The sequence below is a fragment of the Rahnella sp. P4_A8 genome (assembly GCF_056402435.1).
Window position 1 is genome coordinate 14581 of sequence record NZ_JBFUHK010000011.1, and the last position, 19339, is coordinate 33919.

At 54.5% G+C, this 19339-nt stretch carries 17 protein-coding genes; 10 read left to right on the forward strand and 7 right to left on the reverse strand.

The window, feature by feature from the left end:
* Positions 1-4: 4 nt before the first annotated feature.
* The 4 genes from astD to AC1DUO_RS08450 all read right to left on the reverse strand — a co-directional run bounded on the left by astD (position 5) and on the right by AC1DUO_RS08450 (position 4260).
* A complete protein-coding gene (astD, locus tag AC1DUO_RS08435) occupies positions 5-1483 on the reverse strand; it encodes a succinylglutamate-semialdehyde dehydrogenase (protein WP_477987020.1) in 1479 nt (492 codons plus the stop codon).
* The gene (astA, locus tag AC1DUO_RS08440; protein WP_013575006.1) at positions 1480-2553 is read right to left on the reverse strand and encodes an arginine N-succinyltransferase; all 1074 of its coding nucleotides are present in this window, start codon (positions 2551-2553) and stop codon (positions 1480-1482) included. Before astA ends, astD begins: the two co-directional genes overlap by 4 nt.
* A 28-nt stretch (positions 2554-2581) precedes the next feature.
* Positions 2582-3802 carry an aspartate aminotransferase family protein gene (locus AC1DUO_RS08445; protein WP_015689662.1) on the reverse strand — a complete coding sequence of 407 codons (1221 nt, stop codon included), beginning with the start codon at positions 3800-3802 and terminating at the stop codon, positions 2582-2584.
* A 260-nt stretch (positions 3803-4062) separates the two neighbouring features.
* Entirely contained in the window at positions 4063-4260 is a 198-nt protein-coding gene (locus tag AC1DUO_RS08450; protein WP_126124174.1) for a hypothetical protein, read from the reverse strand.
* 358 nt (positions 4261-4618) lie between these two features.
* Between AC1DUO_RS08450 and AC1DUO_RS08455 the strand changes: the two genes are divergently transcribed.
* The 6 genes from AC1DUO_RS08455 (at position 4619) to AC1DUO_RS08480 (ending at position 11636) form a co-directional block, all read left to right on the forward strand.
* The gene (locus AC1DUO_RS08455) at positions 4619-5605 is read left to right on the forward strand and encodes an autoinducer 2 ABC transporter substrate-binding protein (RefSeq protein WP_013575004.1); all 987 of its coding nucleotides are present in this window, start codon (positions 4619-4621) and stop codon (positions 5603-5605) included.
* Positions 5606-5885: 280 nt separating this feature from the next.
* Positions 5886-7424 (forward strand): sugar ABC transporter ATP-binding protein, encoded by a 1539-nt coding sequence (locus AC1DUO_RS08460; RefSeq protein ID WP_112151794.1) that lies wholly within the window; start codon positions 5886-5888, stop codon positions 7422-7424.
* Positions 7417-8406, forward strand: a complete 990-nt coding sequence (locus tag AC1DUO_RS08465) for an ABC transporter permease (RefSeq protein ID WP_379671644.1) — start codon at positions 7417-7419, stop codon at positions 8404-8406. The genes AC1DUO_RS08460 and AC1DUO_RS08465 overlap by 8 nt, the downstream gene beginning before the upstream one ends.
* Position 8407: 1 nt before the next feature.
* On the forward strand, positions 8408-9361 hold the full coding sequence (locus AC1DUO_RS08470; RefSeq protein ID WP_013575001.1) for an ABC transporter permease: 954 nt from the start codon (positions 8408-8410) through the stop codon (positions 9359-9361).
* Between the two features lie 29 nt (positions 9362-9390).
* Entirely contained in the window at positions 9391-11031 is a 1641-nt protein-coding gene (locus AC1DUO_RS08475) for an FGGY-family carbohydrate kinase (RefSeq protein WP_013575000.1), read from the forward strand.
* Entirely contained in the window at positions 11028-11636 is a 609-nt protein-coding gene (locus AC1DUO_RS08480) for an SIS domain-containing protein (protein WP_477987025.1), read from the forward strand. Before AC1DUO_RS08475 ends, AC1DUO_RS08480 begins: the two co-directional genes overlap by 4 nt.
* Before the next feature lie 9 nt (positions 11637-11645).
* Here AC1DUO_RS08480 and AC1DUO_RS08485 read toward each other — a convergent pair whose 3' ends face one another.
* The gene (locus AC1DUO_RS08485) at positions 11646-13079 is read right to left on the reverse strand and encodes an aminotransferase-like domain-containing protein (RefSeq protein WP_153375015.1); all 1434 of its coding nucleotides are present in this window, start codon (positions 13077-13079) and stop codon (positions 11646-11648) included.
* A 367-nt stretch (positions 13080-13446) separates the two neighbouring features.
* Here AC1DUO_RS08485 and spy point away from each other — a divergent pair, with 367 nt between their 5' ends.
* The 4 genes from spy (at position 13447) to AC1DUO_RS08505 (ending at position 17189) form a co-directional block, all read left to right on the forward strand.
* On the forward strand, positions 13447-13956 hold the full coding sequence (gene spy / locus AC1DUO_RS08490) for an ATP-independent periplasmic protein-refolding chaperone Spy (RefSeq protein ID WP_037035864.1): 510 nt from the start codon (positions 13447-13449) through the stop codon (positions 13954-13956).
* A 286-nt stretch (positions 13957-14242) separates the two neighbouring features.
* Entirely contained in the window at positions 14243-16309 is a 2067-nt protein-coding gene (locus AC1DUO_RS08495; protein ID WP_477987028.1) for a carbon starvation CstA family protein, read from the forward strand.
* Positions 16302-16607, forward strand: coding sequence for a YbdD/YjiX family protein (locus tag AC1DUO_RS08500; protein WP_477987030.1), 306 nt, complete (start codon positions 16302-16304; stop codon positions 16605-16607). The genes AC1DUO_RS08495 and AC1DUO_RS08500 overlap by 8 nt, the downstream gene beginning before the upstream one ends.
* A gap of 246 nt (positions 16608-16853) precedes the next feature.
* Positions 16854-17189, forward strand: coding sequence for a phage holin family protein (locus AC1DUO_RS08505; RefSeq protein WP_015689658.1), 336 nt, complete (start codon positions 16854-16856; stop codon positions 17187-17189).
* Positions 17190-17272: 83 nt separating this feature from the next.
* On the opposite strand, the gene nac is transcribed toward AC1DUO_RS08505, so the two are convergent.
* The gene (gene nac / locus AC1DUO_RS08510) at positions 17273-18199 is read right to left on the reverse strand and encodes a nitrogen assimilation transcriptional regulator NAC (protein WP_013574993.1); all 927 of its coding nucleotides are present in this window, start codon (positions 18197-18199) and stop codon (positions 17273-17275) included.
* Between the two features lie 349 nt (positions 18200-18548).
* Positions 18549-19334: an SDR family oxidoreductase gene (locus AC1DUO_RS08515; protein WP_443566564.1), complete on the reverse strand. Its 786-nt coding sequence runs from the start codon at positions 19332-19334 to the stop codon at positions 18549-18551.
* Positions 19335-19339 lie beyond the last annotated feature (5 nt).

A 19339-nucleotide genomic window follows, 5' to 3' on the forward strand; every position in this document is an offset into this window, starting at 1 on the left:
CTCCTCAGGTTGTACGGAAATCAATACCAGGCGACAGCGTCGCAGGGAGTTCCAGCTTGTCTGTTTCCAGCGAGGCCATCGGCCAGGCACAATAATCCGCCGCATAATAAGCACTTGGACGGTGATTGCCTGAAGCACCGATGCCACCAAAAGGCGCGTTGCTTGATGCGCCAGTCAGCGGTTTGTTCCAGTTCACAATGCCCGCCCTTGCTTCCAATAATAGCTGCTCAAACTGAGAGCACTCAGCAGAGATAAGCCCGGTGGCCAGCCCGAAACGGGTCTGATTGGCGAGGGCGACGGCATTATCGAAATCGCTGTAACGGTAAATGCTCAGCAACGGGCCGAAGTATTCTTCATCGGGAATGCCCGCCACACCGGTCAGATCGATAATCCCCGGCGTCAGCAGGGTATTGAGCGGATCCGGGCGCGTCAGCAACAGCAGAGGTTTACCGCCCAGCGCCAGCAGTTCGTCCTGTGCTTTGAGCATATTGCGTGCCGCCACGTCAGAAATCACACCGCCCATAAACGGCTGCGGATCATCATTCCAGCCGCCCACGCGCAGTTGCATGGTGACATCGAGCAAACGCGCGATAAATGCATCACCTGCCGCGCCCTCTTTCACCAGCAGACGGCGCGCACAGGTACAACGCTGTCCGGCAGAAATAAACGCCGACTGAATAGTCAGATTAACCGCTGCATCAATATCTTCTACCGGCTCGACAATCAGCGCGTTGTTGCCGCCCATTTCCAGAGCCAGAATTTTTTCAGGCTGACCGGCGAGCTGGCGGTGCAACTGATAGCCGGTGCCCGCGCTGCCGGTAAACAGCAACCCGTCGATATTGCCGCAGGCCGCCAGCGCCTCACCGGTCGAACGACCGCCCTGCACCAGATTCAGCACACCTTCCGGCAGTCCCGCCTGTTGCCACAACTTCACGGTTTCTTCGGCGGTCTTAGGCGTCAGTTCGCTCGGTTTGAAGACCAGCGTGTTGCCCGCCAGCAAGGCCGGAACGATATGGCCGTTCGGCAGATGTCCGGGGAAATTATACGGACCAAAAACCGCCAGCACGCCATGCGGCCGGTGGCGCAGCACGGCTTCACCGTCGGGCATGGCGGTGTGTTTCTCGCCAGTGCGTTGCTGGTTGGCTTCCAGTGAAATCGACACCTTGCCGATCATCGCCTGAATCTCGGTCAGCGTTTCCCAGCGTGGTTTGCTGGTTTCCAGACTGATAATTTCCGCCAGCCGTGCTTTATGTTCCGTCAGTAAATCCGCAAAACGTTGAATCACTTCGGCGCGTTCGGCCACGGTTTTACGTGCCCAGGCGGGAAATGCCGTGCGGGCGGCTGTACAGGCAGCATCGACATCTTCCGCATTGGCGCTCAGTGCCGACCACAACAACGTATTATCTGCCGGATTGGTTTTGTTCAGTTGCGCGCCTTGTCCGCTGCGCCACTGGCCCTGAATAAAAAGTGCAGGTTGCATCATGCGAGACTTTCCTTTTTGAGAATAGGGGTTGCAGGAGCCGGTTTATCGCCGGGGAAAAGCGCCACGGCGCGCAGGGTATCGCCCTCGCGCAGGCCAAGCATGTCAGCCTCGCGGGAATTAAGCGTCAGTGAATCGGCTGAATCTCCGCCCGGCACCAGCAGGGCGCGGAAATGCTGATATTGCTCGTTGGCCACCAGGTACAGCGGCTCATCACGACCGCTGCGGTGTTCCGCCAGCCGCACTGGCAACAGACGGCTTTCTTTGACGGCGCGTAACTGATCGATTTCACCTTCGAGCGTCGGACCGGCATCGAAGATATCCACATAACCTTCGTAACGCAGCCCTTCACCTTCAAGTACGGCACGCGCCGGGGCGGTTTGCGGATGTACTTCGCCGATCACTTCACGGGCCTCATGGCTGAGCAATTCGGTATATAAAGGATGCTTTGGCATCAGTTCGGCAATAAAGGATTTCTGTCCCATGCCGGTCAGACGGTCAGCTTCGGCGAATTCCATACCAAAAAAATGACGCCCGACACTGTCCCAGAACGGGGAATGGCCGCTGTCGTCAGACATGCCGCGCATCTCCGCAATTACCTTGCGGGAGAAATACTCACGAAATGCCGCCAGAAACAGGAAACGGACCTTCGACAACAGTTGCCCGTTTTTGCCGTGACGGCAGTCCGGATCGAGGAACAGCGTGCAAAGTTCGGTATAACCGGTGTGATCGTTACTCAGAAACAGCGTCGGCACCGGCTTATAAATATTCAGGCTTTTGGAGGCGTGCACCAGCGTGCCGAGGCGGAAGTTGTACCACGGCTCACTCAGCCCGACCGCCACTTCAATAGCGCTGACGCCGACAACTTTTTGCTGTTCGGTGTCTTCGAGCACGAACAGATAGCCCTGTTCGCCTTTTTCCAGGCGACCTTCCCAGGTCGCCACTGAGCGCTCAATGCGCCCGCGTAAATGCGCTTCATCCTTGGGCAAAGACGTTAAACCGATGCCGGTTTTGCCTGACAACTGCAGGATATCGGCGAGATCGCCGGGCCGCACAGGTCGAATCAACATCATGATGCTCTACCTCATTTAACCCAAAGAATCACACGCACAGGCGCGCGACAGCCCGCTCAAGGCGGTTCAGCCCTTCTTCAATATCCGCGCCCGGAATAATCAGTGATGGCGCAAAGCGCAGTACATTTGGCCCGGCAATCAGGGCGATCAGTCCTTCTTCTGCCGCCAGCGTGTTCAGCTGTTTGGCCTGATCTTTATACCGTTCACTCATCACAGCGCCGATCAGCAGCCCCTGCCCGCGCACTTCGCTGAACACCTTATAACGGTCATTGATGCGTTTCAGACCATCGGCAAACCACTGATGACGCTTTTGCACACCGGACAACACTTCCGGCGTGTTAATCAGCTCGAAGACTTTGCCCGCCACCGCCGTCGCCAGCGGGTTACCGCCGTAAGTGGTGCCGTGCGTGCCCGGCTGGAATAACGCAGCATAGCGGTCAGTGGTCAGCATCGCGCCAATCGGGAAACCGCCGCCCAGCGCTTTGGCGCTGGTCAGAATGTCCGGCACCACGCCGTAATGCTGATACGCATACAGCTCGCCGGTACGCCCGACGCCGGTCTGTACTTCATCGAAAATCAGCACAGCCTGATGTTTGTCACACAGCTCACGCAGACCTTGCAGGAAACCGGCCTCTGCCGGTACCACACCGCCTTCGCCCTGGATCGGTTCGACAATCACGGCACAGGTGCGGGAAGAAATCTGGCTGGCAACGGCGGCCAGATCGTTAAACGGCAGATGGGTAATCGCCTGCGGTAAAGGCGCAAAATCTTCTGAATATTTCGGCTGACCGCCGGTCGTCACCGTAAACAGCGTGCGACCATGAAACGCGTTTTTGAAGGCGATGATTTCATTCTTTTCGCCGCCGGATTTATTACCGTACAACCTGGCCAGTTTCAGCGCCGCTTCGTTGGCTTCCGCGCCGGAGTTACAGAAAAACACTTTGTCCGCAAAGGTGGCGTCGATCAGTTGCTTCGCCAGACGCAGCACCGGTTCGTTGGTGTAGCCGTTGCCCAGATGCCAGACTTTATCCGCCTGTTCATGCAGGGTTTTACGAATTTCCGGATGCGCATGTCCCAGGGCATTCACGGCAATCCCGCCTGCGAAATCGACATAATCTTTACCCGTCTGATCCCACAGCCAGGATCCTTCGCCACGCACAGGAATAAACGCCGCCGGGGCATAAACCGGCACCATCCAGTCATCAAAGTTCTGGCGGCTGACGTTTTGTGGTTGCTGTTGGTGTTCCATATAAACCTCTTTTTCGCTGATTTCAGGGTGCACCCCCCCGTCCCCCATACAGACAGGAAGTGCACCGGGTTCCGATGTTTTTGCACATTTAGCGGGCAATCGCGCTGGCGAGAAATGGCAGTTACTAATTTGTTATTTAAAAGTTAACAAATAATTTCACTCAGTCTCATCATAGATTGCAGTCTTCATGCCAGCAAAGGAAAAAAGTGAATAAAAAAAATGACATCGAGAAAAAACAACCACTTAATATCGCCTGTTATTCACTTTAATTGCATAAAAAATGAATAAAAGAAAAAATCCCCTTTTGCAGCAACGAGGGCACAAGAATGAGTATGCAGGGAAATATTTTGATTTCGGGTGGAATGTTTTATGCAGGATTGTGATCCGGCGCGGATCACCCGCGCTTCAATGCAGAGCAATGCCAGATAAAGGTGCAACAGCGCACGATTTTGGCGCACCCGCGTCCCGTGACGCTGCTCACAGTCTGTGCAAATAAAAAAAACCACGCGGTCTTTCTTTCAGGAAAAAGACCGTTATTACTTTCTCATGTTTCTTAATTGTTAAATATTAGGTATTTTTTTGTTTAATTGTTATCGGTAACATTTATCAAATCCCAGGCTATGATGGTTTTTATATTTTTAATTAACTTAATTTTTACATATAAAACCACTTAATTTAACATTTTAGGGCTTTGATCACATTCCGTTCACGACCACGCGAAAACAGCTTTCCCCTTAAGTTAATCTCTGAATGTGGAATAAATAACCACCACCCGTTCCCTACACCAAAACAGAACCTCATAAGAAAGGTACAGACATGAAATTTAACCTCGCATTAGTCAGTGCATGTGTGGTTTCAGCATGCATGTTATTCACAACACCGTCGTTCGCCGCCAAACCCTATGACATTGCCGTCGTCGCTAAAGTCACCGGTATTCCCTGGTTCACCCGCATGGAAGTCGGCGTAAAAGAAGCCGCGCAGAAGCTGGATGTCAACGCCTATCAGGTAGGCGCATCCACGCCGGATCCGGCACAGCAGGTCAAAGTGATTGAAGATTTGATCGCCAAAAAAGTCGACGCCATTATCGTGGTACCGAACGACGCCAAAGTGCTGGAGCCGGTGCTGAAAAAAGCCCGTGATCAGGGCATCGTGGTGTTAACGCATGAATCTCCCGATCAGCAGATTGGTCAGTGGGATATCGAAACCATCGACAGCCAGAAATATGCCGAAGCCAATATGGACGAGCTGGCGAAAGATATGGGCGGTAAAGGCGGTTATGCGATTTATGTCGGTTCCCTGACCGTGCCATTGCATAACGCATGGGCTGATGCCGCCATTAAATATCAGAAAGAAAAATACCCGGACATGCATGAAGTCACTTCACGCCTGCCGGTCGCAGAAAACATCGATAAGTCTTACTCCACGACGCTCGATTTAATGAAAACCTACCCTGACCTGAAAGGGATTATCGGTTTCGGTTCGCTCGGCCCGATCGGTGCCGGTCAGGCCGTTCAGCAGAAACGTGCGAAAAATAAAATTGCCGTTGTCGGTATCGCTATGCCAGCTCAGGCCGCGCCCTATCTGATGCGTGGCGATATTAAGAAAGTGCTGTTGTGGGATCCGAAAGATGCCGGTTACGCCTTAGTCACCGTTGCTGACCAGATGTTGCAGGGTAAAGAAGTGACTAAAGATCTGAGCATTGACGGGCTGGGCAAAGCTGATGTGGATATGGATAAGCATGTGATCCGCTTTAATAAAATTCTGGAAGTCACACCAGAGAATGCGAAATCACTTGGCTTCTGATTTAACTTTTTAATGCTTTTATTTACCGGATATTTACCGGAGATAAATTTATCTCCAGCGCCACACCAGGCAAATAGAAACAGATACGGCGATGTTTGCTGTGCCGTATCTGAATTTCTAATCAGACATTGAAAACTTATACCCTAAATAATTCGAGTTGTGGGAAGGCGGCAAATGAGTGAATCCCGATGAGCTTACATAAGTAAGTGATTCGGGTGAGCGAGTGCAGTCAACGCATCCACAGCGCGAAGTATGAAGGGTATGTTGTAAGGATAATGTGATGAATACTCTCACTCCGTCGTCCAGTTCGCGCACGTCCCCTGCCCCTGCTGAGGCCTTTATCAGCCTCGAAAAAATCAGTAAAAAATTCCCCGGCGTATTAGCGCTGGATAATGTCAGCCTGACGCTGAATAAAGGCGAAGTGCATTGCCTCGCGGGTCAGAATGGCTGCGGCAAGAGCACCATTATTAAAGTCATTTCCGGGGTCTATCAGCCGGAAAAAGGGGCGGCAATTACCCTCGACGGGAAATTATTTCATACCCTGACACCACAACTTTCTTCTTATTACGGCATTCAGGTTATTTATCAGGATTTATCTTTATTCCCGAATTTATCGGTGGCTGAAAATATCGCTATTCACCGTTATTTACCGGGCGGCGATTTCTGGGTACATCGCGAGGCAATGCGCAAAAAAGCGGTCGCGGCGATGCAACGCGTCGGCGTCTCTCTGGACCCGGATCGTAAAGTCGAAAAGCTGTCGATCGCCGACCGTCAGTTAGTGGCAATATGCCGCGCAATCGCCGCTGACGCCAGTCTGGTTATCATGGATGAACCAACCGCCTCACTGACCCGCACCGAAGTAAACGGTCTGCTGCGGGTGGTGAATGAGCTGAAAGCCGCCGGTATTTGCGTGGTGTTTGTCAGCCACCGTCTTGATGAAGTGATGGAAGTCGCTGACCGTATCAGCGTGATGCGTGACGGCAAACTGGTCGGCACCTATGCGGCCAGCGAACTCGACAGCAATGAGCTGGCCTTCCTGATGACCGGACAGCGTTTTACCTACAGTCATCTGCCGCACCGTGCGCCCGCAGACGTGACGCCGCTGCTGGAAGTCCGCCGCCTGAGCCGCAAAGGTCAGTATCAGGATATTTCGCTGTCGCTGCGTCAGGGCGAGATCACCTCGATTATCGGTCTGCTCGGTTCAGGGCGAACCGAGCTGTGTCTGAGCCTGTTTGGCATGAGCCAGCCGGACAGCGGGGAAATCCGCGTTAACGGCAATGCGGTGAAATTCCACAGCAACCGCGATGCTATCCGCCACGGTATTGCTTATGTGTCGGAAGACCGTCTGACACAAGGGTTGATCATGGAGCAATCCATTTACGACAACACGCTGGTGTCGATTTTCGACAAGTTGCACACCCGCGCAGGGCTGATGGATCACCGCAAAGCAGCGTCAGTGGTGAAAGACCTGATCCGTGATCTGAACATTAAAGTGTCGGACAGCGGCCTGCCAGTGAAAACCCTGTCCGGCGGCAATGCGCAGCGTATCGCTATCGCCAAATGGGTGGCGACGCAACCGCATATCCTGATCCTCGACTCCCCCACGGTGGGTGTCGATATCGCCAACAAAGAAGGGATTTATCGCATCGCACGTGATCTGGCGGAGTCCGGCATGGCGGTGCTGATGATTTGCGATGAAATCCCGGAAGCTTATTACAACAGTCACCGCGTGCTGGTGATGCGCAAAGGCGAACTGGTGGCGGAATTCGCCCCACACCAGAGCAGCGAAGCGCAAATTGCGGAGGCGATCAATGGATAATAAATCTCTCTCGAAACTGTTTTCTCAGCACGAATTCTGGCTGGGATTACTGGTTCTGCTGCTGGTGATTGGCCTGAGTGTCAGCACCAGTGAATTTATGACGCTCGGCAACCTGACCGATGTCGCCACCAGTTACGCCATTCTCGGTATTCTGGCCTGTGGCCTGTTTGTGGTGCTGATCGCCGGTGGCATCGACATCTCCTTCCCGGCCGTCACCGCCATCGGTCAGTACGTGATGGCGAGTTACATCATTCATCATGGCGGCAGCTTTCCGCTGGCGTTTGCCATGTCGATGGGTACCGGTTTGTTACTCGGGCTGGTGAACGGTTTTCTGGTTTACTGGCTGCGCGTTCCGGCCATTATTATCACCATCGCCACGCTGAACCTGTTCTACGGTTTGCTGGTGTATCTGACCAACGGCACCTGGCTGTACGGTTTCCCTGACTGGTTTATGAACGGCATTAACTGGTTCTCCTTTACCGCTGCCGATGGCTATGACTATGGCCTGACGCTGCCGCTGCTCAGCCTGCTGGGCGTGATTATCGCCACCGGCGTGCTGATGAACCGCACCCGCGTGGGACGTCAGATTTACGCGATGGGCAGCAACCGTGACGCCGCGTCGCGTCTCGGTCTGAACATCCTGCGGCTACATTTTTACGTCTACGGTTTTATGGGATTGCTGGCGGGTATCGCTGCCGTGGTGCAGGCACAAATTACGCAGTCGGTGGCACCTAACTCACTGCTCGGTTATGAGCTGACGGTGCTGGCAGCGGTGGTGTTAGGCGGCACCAGCATGACCGGCGGTCGCGGCTCGCTTACCGGCACCATTCTCGGTGTGATGCTGCTGGCCTTCCTGCAAAACGGTCTGACCCTGCTGAGTATTTCGTCTTACTGGCATCAGGTTTTCAGCGGCGTGATCATTCTGGTCAGCATCAGCAGCACCGCGTGGAATGAAAAACGCAAACTGGCAAAGGGGATGTGACATGACAACTTTAAACCGATTCTTCCCCGGCGACCGCATCATCCGTTTGCAGTTGCTGATCATCGTCGCCGTTGCCGTGTTGTTCTCATTCACGCTGGGCGGCAGTTTCTACAGCGTCGGTAATTTCCAGTCGATCTCTTCGCAGTTGCCGATTCTGGGCATGCTGGCGCTGGGGATGGGCATCACCATGCTCACCGGCGGTATCAACCTTTCGGTCATTGCCGGTGCCAATGCCTGTTCGCTGGTCATGGCGGCCATTCTGGTGGCACATCCGGATCAGCCGCAATATTTCGTGCTGGCGATGCTCGCCGGTCTGGCTGTCGCGGTTGTCATTGGTGTACTTAACGGCGCGCTGATTGCGTATATCGGTGTCTCACCGATTCTGGCAACGCTCGGCACCATGACACTTATCGCCGGGCTGAATATTCTGCTGACCAACGGCGCGGTGATTTCCGGCTTCCCGGCGGCGATACAGTATCTGAGCAATGGCAGTCTGCTGGGCATTCCCGTCGCCCTGCTGCTTTTCCTGCTGGTGGCGCTGTTGTTGTGGGTTTTACTCGAACACACCACGCTTGGCCGCAGTTTGTATCTGATGGGTTCCAACGAACAGGCCACGCGCTTCAGTGGCGTCAATACGCACAAAGTGACCATCGCGGTGTATGTGCTTTCCGCCCTGCTCGGCTGGGGCGCGGCACTGCTGATGATGTCCAAATTTAACTCGGCAAAAGCAGGCTACGGTGACTCGTATTTGCTGGTAACCATTCTGGCCTCCGTGCTCGGCGGAATTAACCCCGACGGCGGCTTCGGGCGGGTCATCGGACTGGTACTGGCGCTGATCGTCCTGCAAATGCTGGAAAGCGGCCTGAACCTGATGGGCGTCAGCAGTTACCTGACAATGGCTCTGTGGGGCGGCGTCCTGATCCTGTTTATCGCTCTGCAAAACAGAAAATCTTAAGCGAAAGCTTTTTACCGAAGGGAAAGAACATGGCGAGTTATTTTATTGGAGTAGACGTAGGAACCGGCAGCGCCCGCGCGGGCGTCTTCGACATGACCGGCCGCATGGTCGGCCAGGCCAGCCGTGAGATTACGTTGTACCGCCCGAAAGCCGATTTCGTTGAGCAATCTTCTGATGAGATCTGGCAGTCCGTTTGCAATGCCGTGAAAGACGCGGTCAATCAGGCGGACATCAACCCGATTCAGGTGAAAGGTATCGGTTTCGACGCAACCTGTTCGCTGGTGGTGCTGGATAAAGAAGGCAAGCCGCTGACCGTCAGCCCGTCCGGGCGCAGCGAGCAAAACATTATTGTCTGGATGGATCACCGCGCCATTACTCAGGCCGAGCGCATCAACGCCACCGGTCACCGCGTGCTGGAATTCGTCGGCGGGATTATTTCGCCGGAAATGCAGACGCCAAAATTGCTGTGGCTGAAACAGCATATGCCCACCACCTGGAACAACGTCGGCCACCTGTTCGACCTGCCGGATTTTCTGACCTGGCGCGCCACGCAGGACACCACCCGTTCGCTGTGTTCTACCGTCTGTAAATGGACGTATATCGGCCATGAAGACCGCTGGGATCCCAGCTATTTCCGTCAGATCGGACTGGAAGATTTACTGGAAAACAACGCGGCGAAAATCGGCAGCGAAGTGAAAACCATGGGTGAACCGCTCGGACACGGTCTGACCCAGCGTGCCGCTGCAGAAATGGGGCTGATGGCCGGTACTGCCGTCAGCGTTTCCATTATCGATGCCCACGCAGGCAGCCTCGGTATTCTCGGTGCCAGCGGCGCCTCCGGTGAATCGGCCGATTTCGACAACCGCATTGCGCTGATTGGTGGCACGTCCACGGCACATATGGCGATGTCCCGCAGCGCACGCTATATCGGCGGTATCTGGGGGCCATACTATTCGGCCATTCTGCCTGATTACTGGCTGAACGAAGGTGGACAATCCACTACCGGGGCACTGATTGACCATGTGATTCAGTCGCATCCGTGTTATCAGGATTTACTGAAACAGGGCAAAGACAGCGGCAAAACCATCTATGAAGTGCTCAACGGCATTTTGCGAAAAATGGCCGGTGAACCGGAGAATATTGCCTTCCTGACCAAAGACATTCATATGCTGCCCTATTTCCACGGCAACCGTTCACCGCGCGCTAACCCGACGCTGACCGGTACGCTGACCGGCCTGAAACTCTCGCGTACGCCGGAAGACATGGCGCTGCATTATCTGGCCACCATTCAGGCGCTGGCGCTGGGCACCCGCCACATTATCGAGACCATGAATCAGAGCGGATATCGCATTGATACCATGATGGCAAGCGGCGGCGGCACCAAAAATCCGGTGTTTGTTCAGGAGCATTCCAACGCCACAGGCTGCGCGATGTTATTGCCGGAAGAAAGCGAAGCGATGCTGCTCGGCAGTGCCATGATGGGCACCGTCGCGGCGGGCGCCTACGACTCTTTGCCAGAAGCGATGGCCGCCATGAGCCGCATCGGCAAAACCGTGACACCGCAAACCAACAAAATTAAAGAGTATTACGACCGTAAATACCGCGTATTTCATGAGATGTACCACGACAGCATGAAATACCGCCGCCTGATGCAGGGGGAAACCCAATGAATGCGGATGAAGAATTTACCCTGGCGTGTCAGGGCTGGCAGACCTACAGTCAGGAATTACTGGCGTTACAGCATCATCTCGATGCTGATATATGGCAGCAGTTACTGACGCTGGTCACCGGCTGCACGGGCAAAATTGCCGTCACCGGCGTCGGCACGTCGGGCATTGCCGCGCGGAAAATAGCCCACATGCTGGCGTGCGTCGAGCAACCGGCGGTGTATCTGAGCGCCACCGATGCCGCCCACGGTGACCTGGGATTTATGCGCAGCAACGACCTGATGATCCTGATTTCCCGTGGCGGCAATTCTGAAGAGCTGACGCGCCTGTTACCGACGCTGAAAGCCAAAGGTGTGGCAATCATCAGTGTGACGGAGAATCTGGATTCGGCGATTGCCCGCGCCGCCACGCTGGTGGTGAAAACGCATATCCAGCGGGAAATCGACCCGCTCAATATGCTGGCCACCACGTCTGTGGTGCTGGTGCTGGCGGTGTTCGATGCATTGTGCGGCAATATCATGCTGCGTAACGGCTTCGATCAGCAAAGCCTGCTGAAAGTGCATCCGGGCGGAAATGTGGGCAAGACGCTGCGTGAGCAGGATCTGTGAACAACATCCTCAACCTTTAATCTCTTCCGCCACCAGCGCCGCCAGAATGGAGATGGCGCGCGCGGTGTGCGGCCCCCATTCGAAAGAGGTATTGATACGGATGCAATGGCTGAAGCGCTTGTCGGCAGAAAACATGGTGCCGGGCGCGACGCTGACGCCTTTTGTCAGCGCGCGCTGATAGACCCGCGCCGCATCCACATTGTCACCCAGATCCAGCCACAGAAAATAGCCGCCTGCAGGTTGCGTCACCGACACCTGCGCCGGAAACTCCGCCAGAATCGCATGACGCATCGCCATCTGCCGTTGTTCCAGCACACGCCGTAAGCGTCGCAGATGGGTATCGTAACCTCCCTGCTGCGCCCCCTTTTGCAGATAATCGGCTAACGCCAGCTGAACCGGCACGCTGGCCGATAACGTGCTCATCAGTTGCAGGCGCTGAATACGTTCAGCATAAGCCCCCGCCGCCACCCAGCCCACGCGAAAGCCCGGCGCGAGGGATTTCGAAAACGATGAGCAATGCAGAATGTCGCTGCGATAATCTGACGCCTTCAGCGGCACCGTTCGTTCGCTGCCAAAATACAGTTCGCTGTATACGTCGTCCTCGATCAGAGCCACTTTATGTGCCTGCAAAATACTCACCAGCCGTGCCTTTTTCTCCGGCGGCAAACTGCATCCGAGCGGGTTCTGAAAACTCGACATCAGCCAGCAGGCTTTGATCGGATAAAGTTTCAGCGCCTGTTCCAGCGCATCGGGATCCATGCCGTAACGCACGTCAGTCGGAATGGCGATGGCTTTTAATTTGCGCCGTTCAATCGCCTGCAATACGCCGTAAAAAGCTGGCGATTCGATAGCAACCCAGTCACCCGGCTCTGTCACCACCTGCAAACTTAACCCGAGCGACTCCATCGCACCCGACGTAATGACGATTTCATCGGGCGCGACTTCAATACCATTTTGTGCATAGCGCTGTGCAATGCTGCGGCGCAGTTCTTCATTACCCGGTGGCAGATTCGCAATGGCGCTGTGCGGGGACATCCGGCGCACCGCGCTGGCCAGGGAACGCGCCAGACGTGGCTGCGGAAAAAGTGTCGGATCAGGAAACGCGGAACCGAGTGGCACCACGGCGGGATCTTGCCCGGCTTTGAGAATGTCGAAAATGGCGTCATTGACGTCCACCTGCTCTGCAGCATGCAAATACCCGTCGGGAGATGGGCGCACCGGCCGCTGTATACCCGCTGCCACGTAATAACCGGACTGCGGACGCGCGACAATCACCCCCTGACTTTCCAGCAACTGATAGGCCTGCAAAACCGTCATCAGACTCAGGCCAGACTGTTTGCAGGTATCACGTAAGGAAGGCAGCCGGTCGCCCGGCAACCAGACCTGCGTATCAATTTGTCTGCGCAACGTACGCGCCAGCGTTTCATAACGGGATTGAGTCATAATTCATCAGCACTGTTATAGGAAGTGTTAATCAAATGATAACTATTATGCCTGATTTTGCGCTTTTCCCCGGAGTAAACTGTTCATCAACAGCAATCAATGTTTACCCGGGAGGTATGGCGGCGAAACATTCGCCATGGTAATGTGTTAATTCATCGCATTACTCAGATTTATCTGAGCTTCCCTTCACACCTGTTCGCGCAACCTTACGCTTTCTAAACACTTTCTCCACGATCGCTGGAAAAGTAACACCACGCCTTTCACTCTTTTACATCCACACCGCATTACTATTCATTGGATTGCGTAGACTTGTTTTCGTCGAAACAAAACGGGCGAATTGCCTGAATCTCCAATGAGGAATTTAATTATGCGTAAACTTACCGCAATGATTGTGGCTTCAACTCTGGCTTTGAGCTCTGCTTCTTTCGCATTTGCTGCTGAAACCGCAGCCACACCGGCCACTGATGCCACGACCGCGACGCACGGCAAAATGCTGCATCATAAAGGACCGCAACATATGAACCCGTTTGCGGCGCTGAACCTGACTGAGCAGCAGAAAACGCAGATGAAAGAAATCATGAAAGACAGCGGCGCGCGCCCTGACCGCGCAGCGATGAAAGCCCAGATGGATCAGATGCACAACCTGGTGGCTTCCGACAGCTTCGATGAAGCCAAGGTGAAATCGCAGATTGATACCATTACCAAAGCACAGTCTGATCGTATGCTCGACCGTGCCCGCGCAGAGAACAAAATGTATAACCTGCTGACACCAGAGCAGAAAAAACAGTTCAATGAGAACTACCAGAACCGCGCGGCCAAAATGGAACAGATGCGTGACCACAAACCGGGTCAGGAAAAACCAGTAACCGCTGAATAATTGACTGACCAGACAGGAAAACCGGCCCCGTGGCCGGTTTTTTTGCTTTTTTACTTACCCGCCACAACTTTATTGTCATCCGACCAGTCTTCTCTGCGCAAAGCGTCAGCCCCATCACAAATTCATCTTTAACTTCATACTTTTCTGTATAAACACATTATTTTTAAACAGTAATTCAACAAAGTCGCAACCGCATTCGGCCATGCGACCCTTACCTCTCCACATCACACTCTCGACATAAAAAGTGGCTGGCTATCACCGGACCACTCATAAGGAGTTGTACATCATGAAAAGCGTCAAGTCCGGGATAACCTGGCTGGTGGTGGCGTTAATCGGGGCTTTTGCCTTTGGAATGCTGGCCCTGAGCCGGGGCGAACATGTTAACGCCCTGTGGCTGGTGGTCGCTGCCGTTGCCTGTTACAGCATTGCCTACCGTTTCTACAGCCTGTTTATCGCCGAAAAAGTCTTCGAACTCGATGACAAACGCATGACACCTGCCGAGCATCGTAACGACGGGCTGGATTATGTGCCGACCAATAAATGGGTTTTGTTCGGCCACCACTTTGCCGCCATCGCAGGCGCGGGTCCGCTGGTCGGCCCGATACTGGCTGCGCAAATGGGTTTCCTGCCGGGCACGATCTGGATCCTGGTCGGCGTGATGCTCGCCGGTGCGGTGCAAGACTTCCTGATCCTGTTCATCTCCACCCGTCGTGACGGCCGTTCACTGGGCGAAATGGCAAAGCAGGAACTGGGCAGTTTCGCGGGCGTGATCACCATGCTCGGCGCGCTGGGCGTGATGATTATCATTCTTTCCGCGCTGGCGTTAGTGGTCGTCAAAGCGCTGGCCGATAGCCCGTGGGGTCTGTTCACCATTGCCGCGACCATTCCCATTGCCCTGTTTATGGGCATCTATATGCGTTTTCTGCGTCCGGGGAAAATTGCAGAAGTGTCGGTGATTGGCTTCGTGCTGATGATGCTCGCCATCGTTTACGGCGGCAACGTCGCGGCGGATCCTTACTGGGGACCGTTCTTTACCCTGCACGGCACCACGCTGACCTGGGTGCTGGTGATCTATGGGTTTATTGCCTCGGTATTGCCGGTCTGGCTGCTGCTGGCACCGCGCGATTATCTCTCAACGTTCCTGAAAATAGGCGTCATTGTCGGGCTGGCGGTCGGTATCGTCTTTGCTATGCCAGAGATGAAAATGCCAGCGGTTTCGCGCTTTATTGACGGCAGCGGCCCGGTATTCTCCGGCAGCCTGTTCCCGTTCCTGTTTATCACTATCGCCTGCGGGTCGATTTCCGGTTTCCATGCACTGGTCTCGAGCGGCACAACGCCGAAGCTGATTGAGCGCGAAAGCCATATCCGCTTTATCGGCTACGGCGCGATGCTGATGGAGTCGTTCGTGGCAATCATGGCGCTGATTTGTGCGTCGGTTATCGACCCGGGGGTGTATTTTGCGATGAACTCTCCGGCGGCGCTGATCGGCACCACGGCAGAGAGCGCTTCACAGGTGATTAACGGCTGGGGCTTTGTCATCACGCCAGACATTCTTACGCAAATAGCCAAAGATGTCGGCGAGCAGTCAATCCTTTCCCGCGCCGGTGGCGCACCAACCTTCGCTGTCGGGATGGCACACATCATCACCGATGTGTTTAACAGCCGCGCGATGATGGCCTTCTGGTATCACTTCGCGATCCTGTTCGAAGCCTTATTTATTCTGACCGCAGTGGATGCCGGTACCCGCGCCTGCCGCTTTATGGTGCAGGATCTGGTGGGGGTCGCCGTCCCTTCGCTGGCGAATAACCGTTCGTGGATCGGCACTTTCGCCGGTACCACCGTCGCGGTTGCGGGCTGGGGCTTCTTCGTTTATCAGGGTGTCGTCGATCCGCTGGGCGGCATAAATACTCTGTGGCCACTGTTTGGTATTGGTAATCAGATGCTGGCCTCGATGGCGTTGATTCTGGGCACCGTGGTGCTGTTCAAAATGAAGAAACAGCGCTACGCCTGGGTCACGATTTTGCCGACTATCTGGCTGTTTATCACCTCGATGACTGCGGGCTGGCAGAAGATTTTCCACGAAAAACCGTCGATTGGATTCCTGGCGCAGGCGAAGAAATTCTCTGCCGGGATCGACAGCGGCGAAATCATTAAACCGGCCAAAACGCTGGCGGACATGCAAACCATCGTGCTGAACAATCAGATCAACGCCATCCTGTGTGGATTCTTTATGCTGGTGGCGGTCACCATGCTGATTTCAGCGTTCTTCGTTATCCGTCGCGCGCTGCAATCGAGCACACCGACAGTGCATGAAACGGCTGTCGTACAACGTCGCGAGGCCCGCCATGTCTGATTCAAGAGCATTATTTAAAACCGCGCGCCCTGCGGCGTTACACGTCATCCGCTGTCAGCCGTTGTTCACCGTGCAGCCCAAACCACACAATGTGACCGGCTGGCTGAAACTGGCGATAAAACGCACTGCTCAGAGTTTTCGCCTGATGGTCGGCGTGCAGGATTATCAGAATTATGTCCGGCACATGAAGGTCAGACACCCGGAAATGACGCCGATGACCGAACGCGAATTCCACCGGCGATGCCTTGAAGCGAGGTTCCCGAGCAAAGGCGGGAAAATGGGAAAATGTCCGTGCTGACATCAGAGTGACCCCTCCGGCTCAGTCACGATGTCGTGTTTTACACCTTCCTCTTCACACAGGGGAAGGTGTCGTCACACCACCTGAAATGCAAAGCCTTTTATATTTTTTAATTGCCCGGTGATGTCAGCCTGAAAACCTCACACTGAAATGTGTTGTCTTGTGATTTTAGCCCCCTCGTATCTGGTGATAATTTAGCCGCATTAGTTTTATTGAGAATTCATTTTTACTTCTGAGGGCATCACTATGATCGAGGCAACACATATCCGGGACATCCTCCTGATGGATCACCGTATTGTACTTTGCGTCATTGGAATGGCGGCGTGGGGCGGGATTGTTCGCTATATCATGCTCAGGCAGCAGAAACCCATCCTGGATGAAATCAGGGCATGCCTGTTGCAGATTGTTGTTTCCTGCTTCAGCGGAATGCTGTTGAGTATTTTCGTTCTGTCACGCAATGCCAACGATGACCGGTTACTGGTCATTGCCGGTTTGGGCGGGGTATTTGCCGGGCCACTTCTCACCCTTATCGGTAAGAGAATCGCTGGCTTTGTTGACAACTACAGTCCGGCGTCTAAATAAGCGCATTCACCTCTTCCCCGGCAAAATCTATGCGCCGGGGATTTTTTTGCCTTGCCCTGGTTAGCTGAATGTTAACGCCCCGCTTAACTCGCCACTAACATCGGCTCTGCCACCGGAGCCGTCTGTTCGAAAACCAGAGACAGCAGGATCTTCTTCACCGCCATGGCTTCCTGCGATAACGCCAGCGTTTCACAAACGCACAGCGAAAGCGGAACCTGAATCGCCGGACTGCTGATGCATGACATCCAGGCTTTAGCCGGACCCGTCATGGTGCGGGCAGCGGATTCAGGCAAAATAGTCGCCCCCAGACCGCTGGCAACGGCGGCAGTCAGCGTGGCGGAAGATTCAATTTCACCAATGATATTGGCACTTAAACGGCGCAACGCCATCGCATCATCCACCAGACGGCGGGTGACATTGTGGGAACGCGGCATGAACAGGTTTAGTTTTGCCACCTCAGCCAGTTCGACATATTTACCCGGATTCGGCACAGAATGCGCGCCGACCAGATACAAATCTTCTTTCATCAGCGGCTGACTGCTCAACCCTGAGGCCACGCTGGTGCCATAAAAGACCGCCATATCCATGCGCCCGTTGAGCACTAAATCGCCCAGCGCAGTGCCGAAATTCTCGTTGAGATACAGCAGAATGCCCGGGTGCTGCTTGCGGACAGCCTGTAGCAACGGCAACGCCAGCCCGGAGGCGGCAGTGCCCGGCGCAAGGCCGACAGAAACCTGTCCGCTGAGCGATTGTCCGGCGTTATTCACGGCACTGTGGATTTGGTCGCACTGGCGCAAAATGGCCTGGGCGTGGGAATAAAGAATATTACCTGCTTCGGTAGGAGTGACGCCGCGCTTGGTGCGAATCAGCAATTGTTGCTGCAATTCCCCTTCCAGTGTCGCCAGTTGCTGGCTTAATGCCGGTTGGGCGATATGCAGAACATCAGCGGCCTGTGTCAGGCTGCCAATATCGACGATTTTCACAAAGTATTTCAGACGTCTGAGATTCATCTCTGTCTCCATTTTGCGCGAAAAGGGATAACCCTGGACTGTTGTTATGAAGGTAAGTTATCTACGCAAACGATTAGCGTGACTGATAAAAGCAAGATTTACGCCAATCTCCGGCACGCAGATTAAAAACGCCTGCTTCAGAGGCTAATACCGCAAAATATAAGAGAAAACTATTACGCGTGACGTGTGGGAAACGGAGGGCGCGGGGAATCTCAGAGGGAATTCACTGCGCTGATAAAGAAGGATGCACCAATATCATGCATTCTTATAGGTCACCCTTATAAATTAGCAGGGTTAATAACAGCGATGCCACGAAACAGATTCGCAGCATCACGTCCTGACGTCGCGTTTATATTGACGGGATCATGCCGCCATCGACGCGGATCACCGAACCGGTTACATATGACGCCTGCTGGCTGGCAAGAAACGCCGCCACAGCGCCATACTCTTCCGGTTTACCGTAGCGTTTTGCCGGAATGCTGGCGGCACTTTTTGCCGCTACCTCTTCGACCAATGTCCCTTCCCGCCCGGCGCGTGCGGCATCGAGCTGGCCCAGACGCTGCGTGGAAATACGCCCCGGCACCATCACGTTAACCGTGATGCCGTCACCCGCCACTTCGGAGGCCAGCGTTTTCGACCAGCCGACCAGCGCCATGCGTAAAGTATTCGACATGCCGAGGTTGGCAATTGGCGCGATCACGCCCGACGACGTGCTGGTAATAATCCGCCCCCAGCCCGCATTGTGCATATCCGGCAGCACTTTATCGGTCAGTTGAATAAGCGAACTCACCATCGTGGAGAACTGAGATTGCCACGCATCCGGCGCGACGCCAGCCGCCTTCGTCGGCGGCGGCCCGCCTGAGTTGTTTATCAGAATACCCACCGGTCCGAATGTGCGGCGGATTTGCATCAGCACATCATCAAAGCTTTCCGGTGCTGTCAGATCCAGCACCCACGCCTGCGCGGTACCGCCCTGTTTTTCAATCAGGCTGACAGTTTCCTGCAACGCACTGAGCGTTCGCCCGCAAACCGCCACCTGAACGCCTTCGCCTGCCAGGGCAATGGCCATCGCACGGCCTAAACCGCCGCCTGCGCCACTGACCAGCGCCACGCGGCCCTGAATACCAAAATCCATCACTT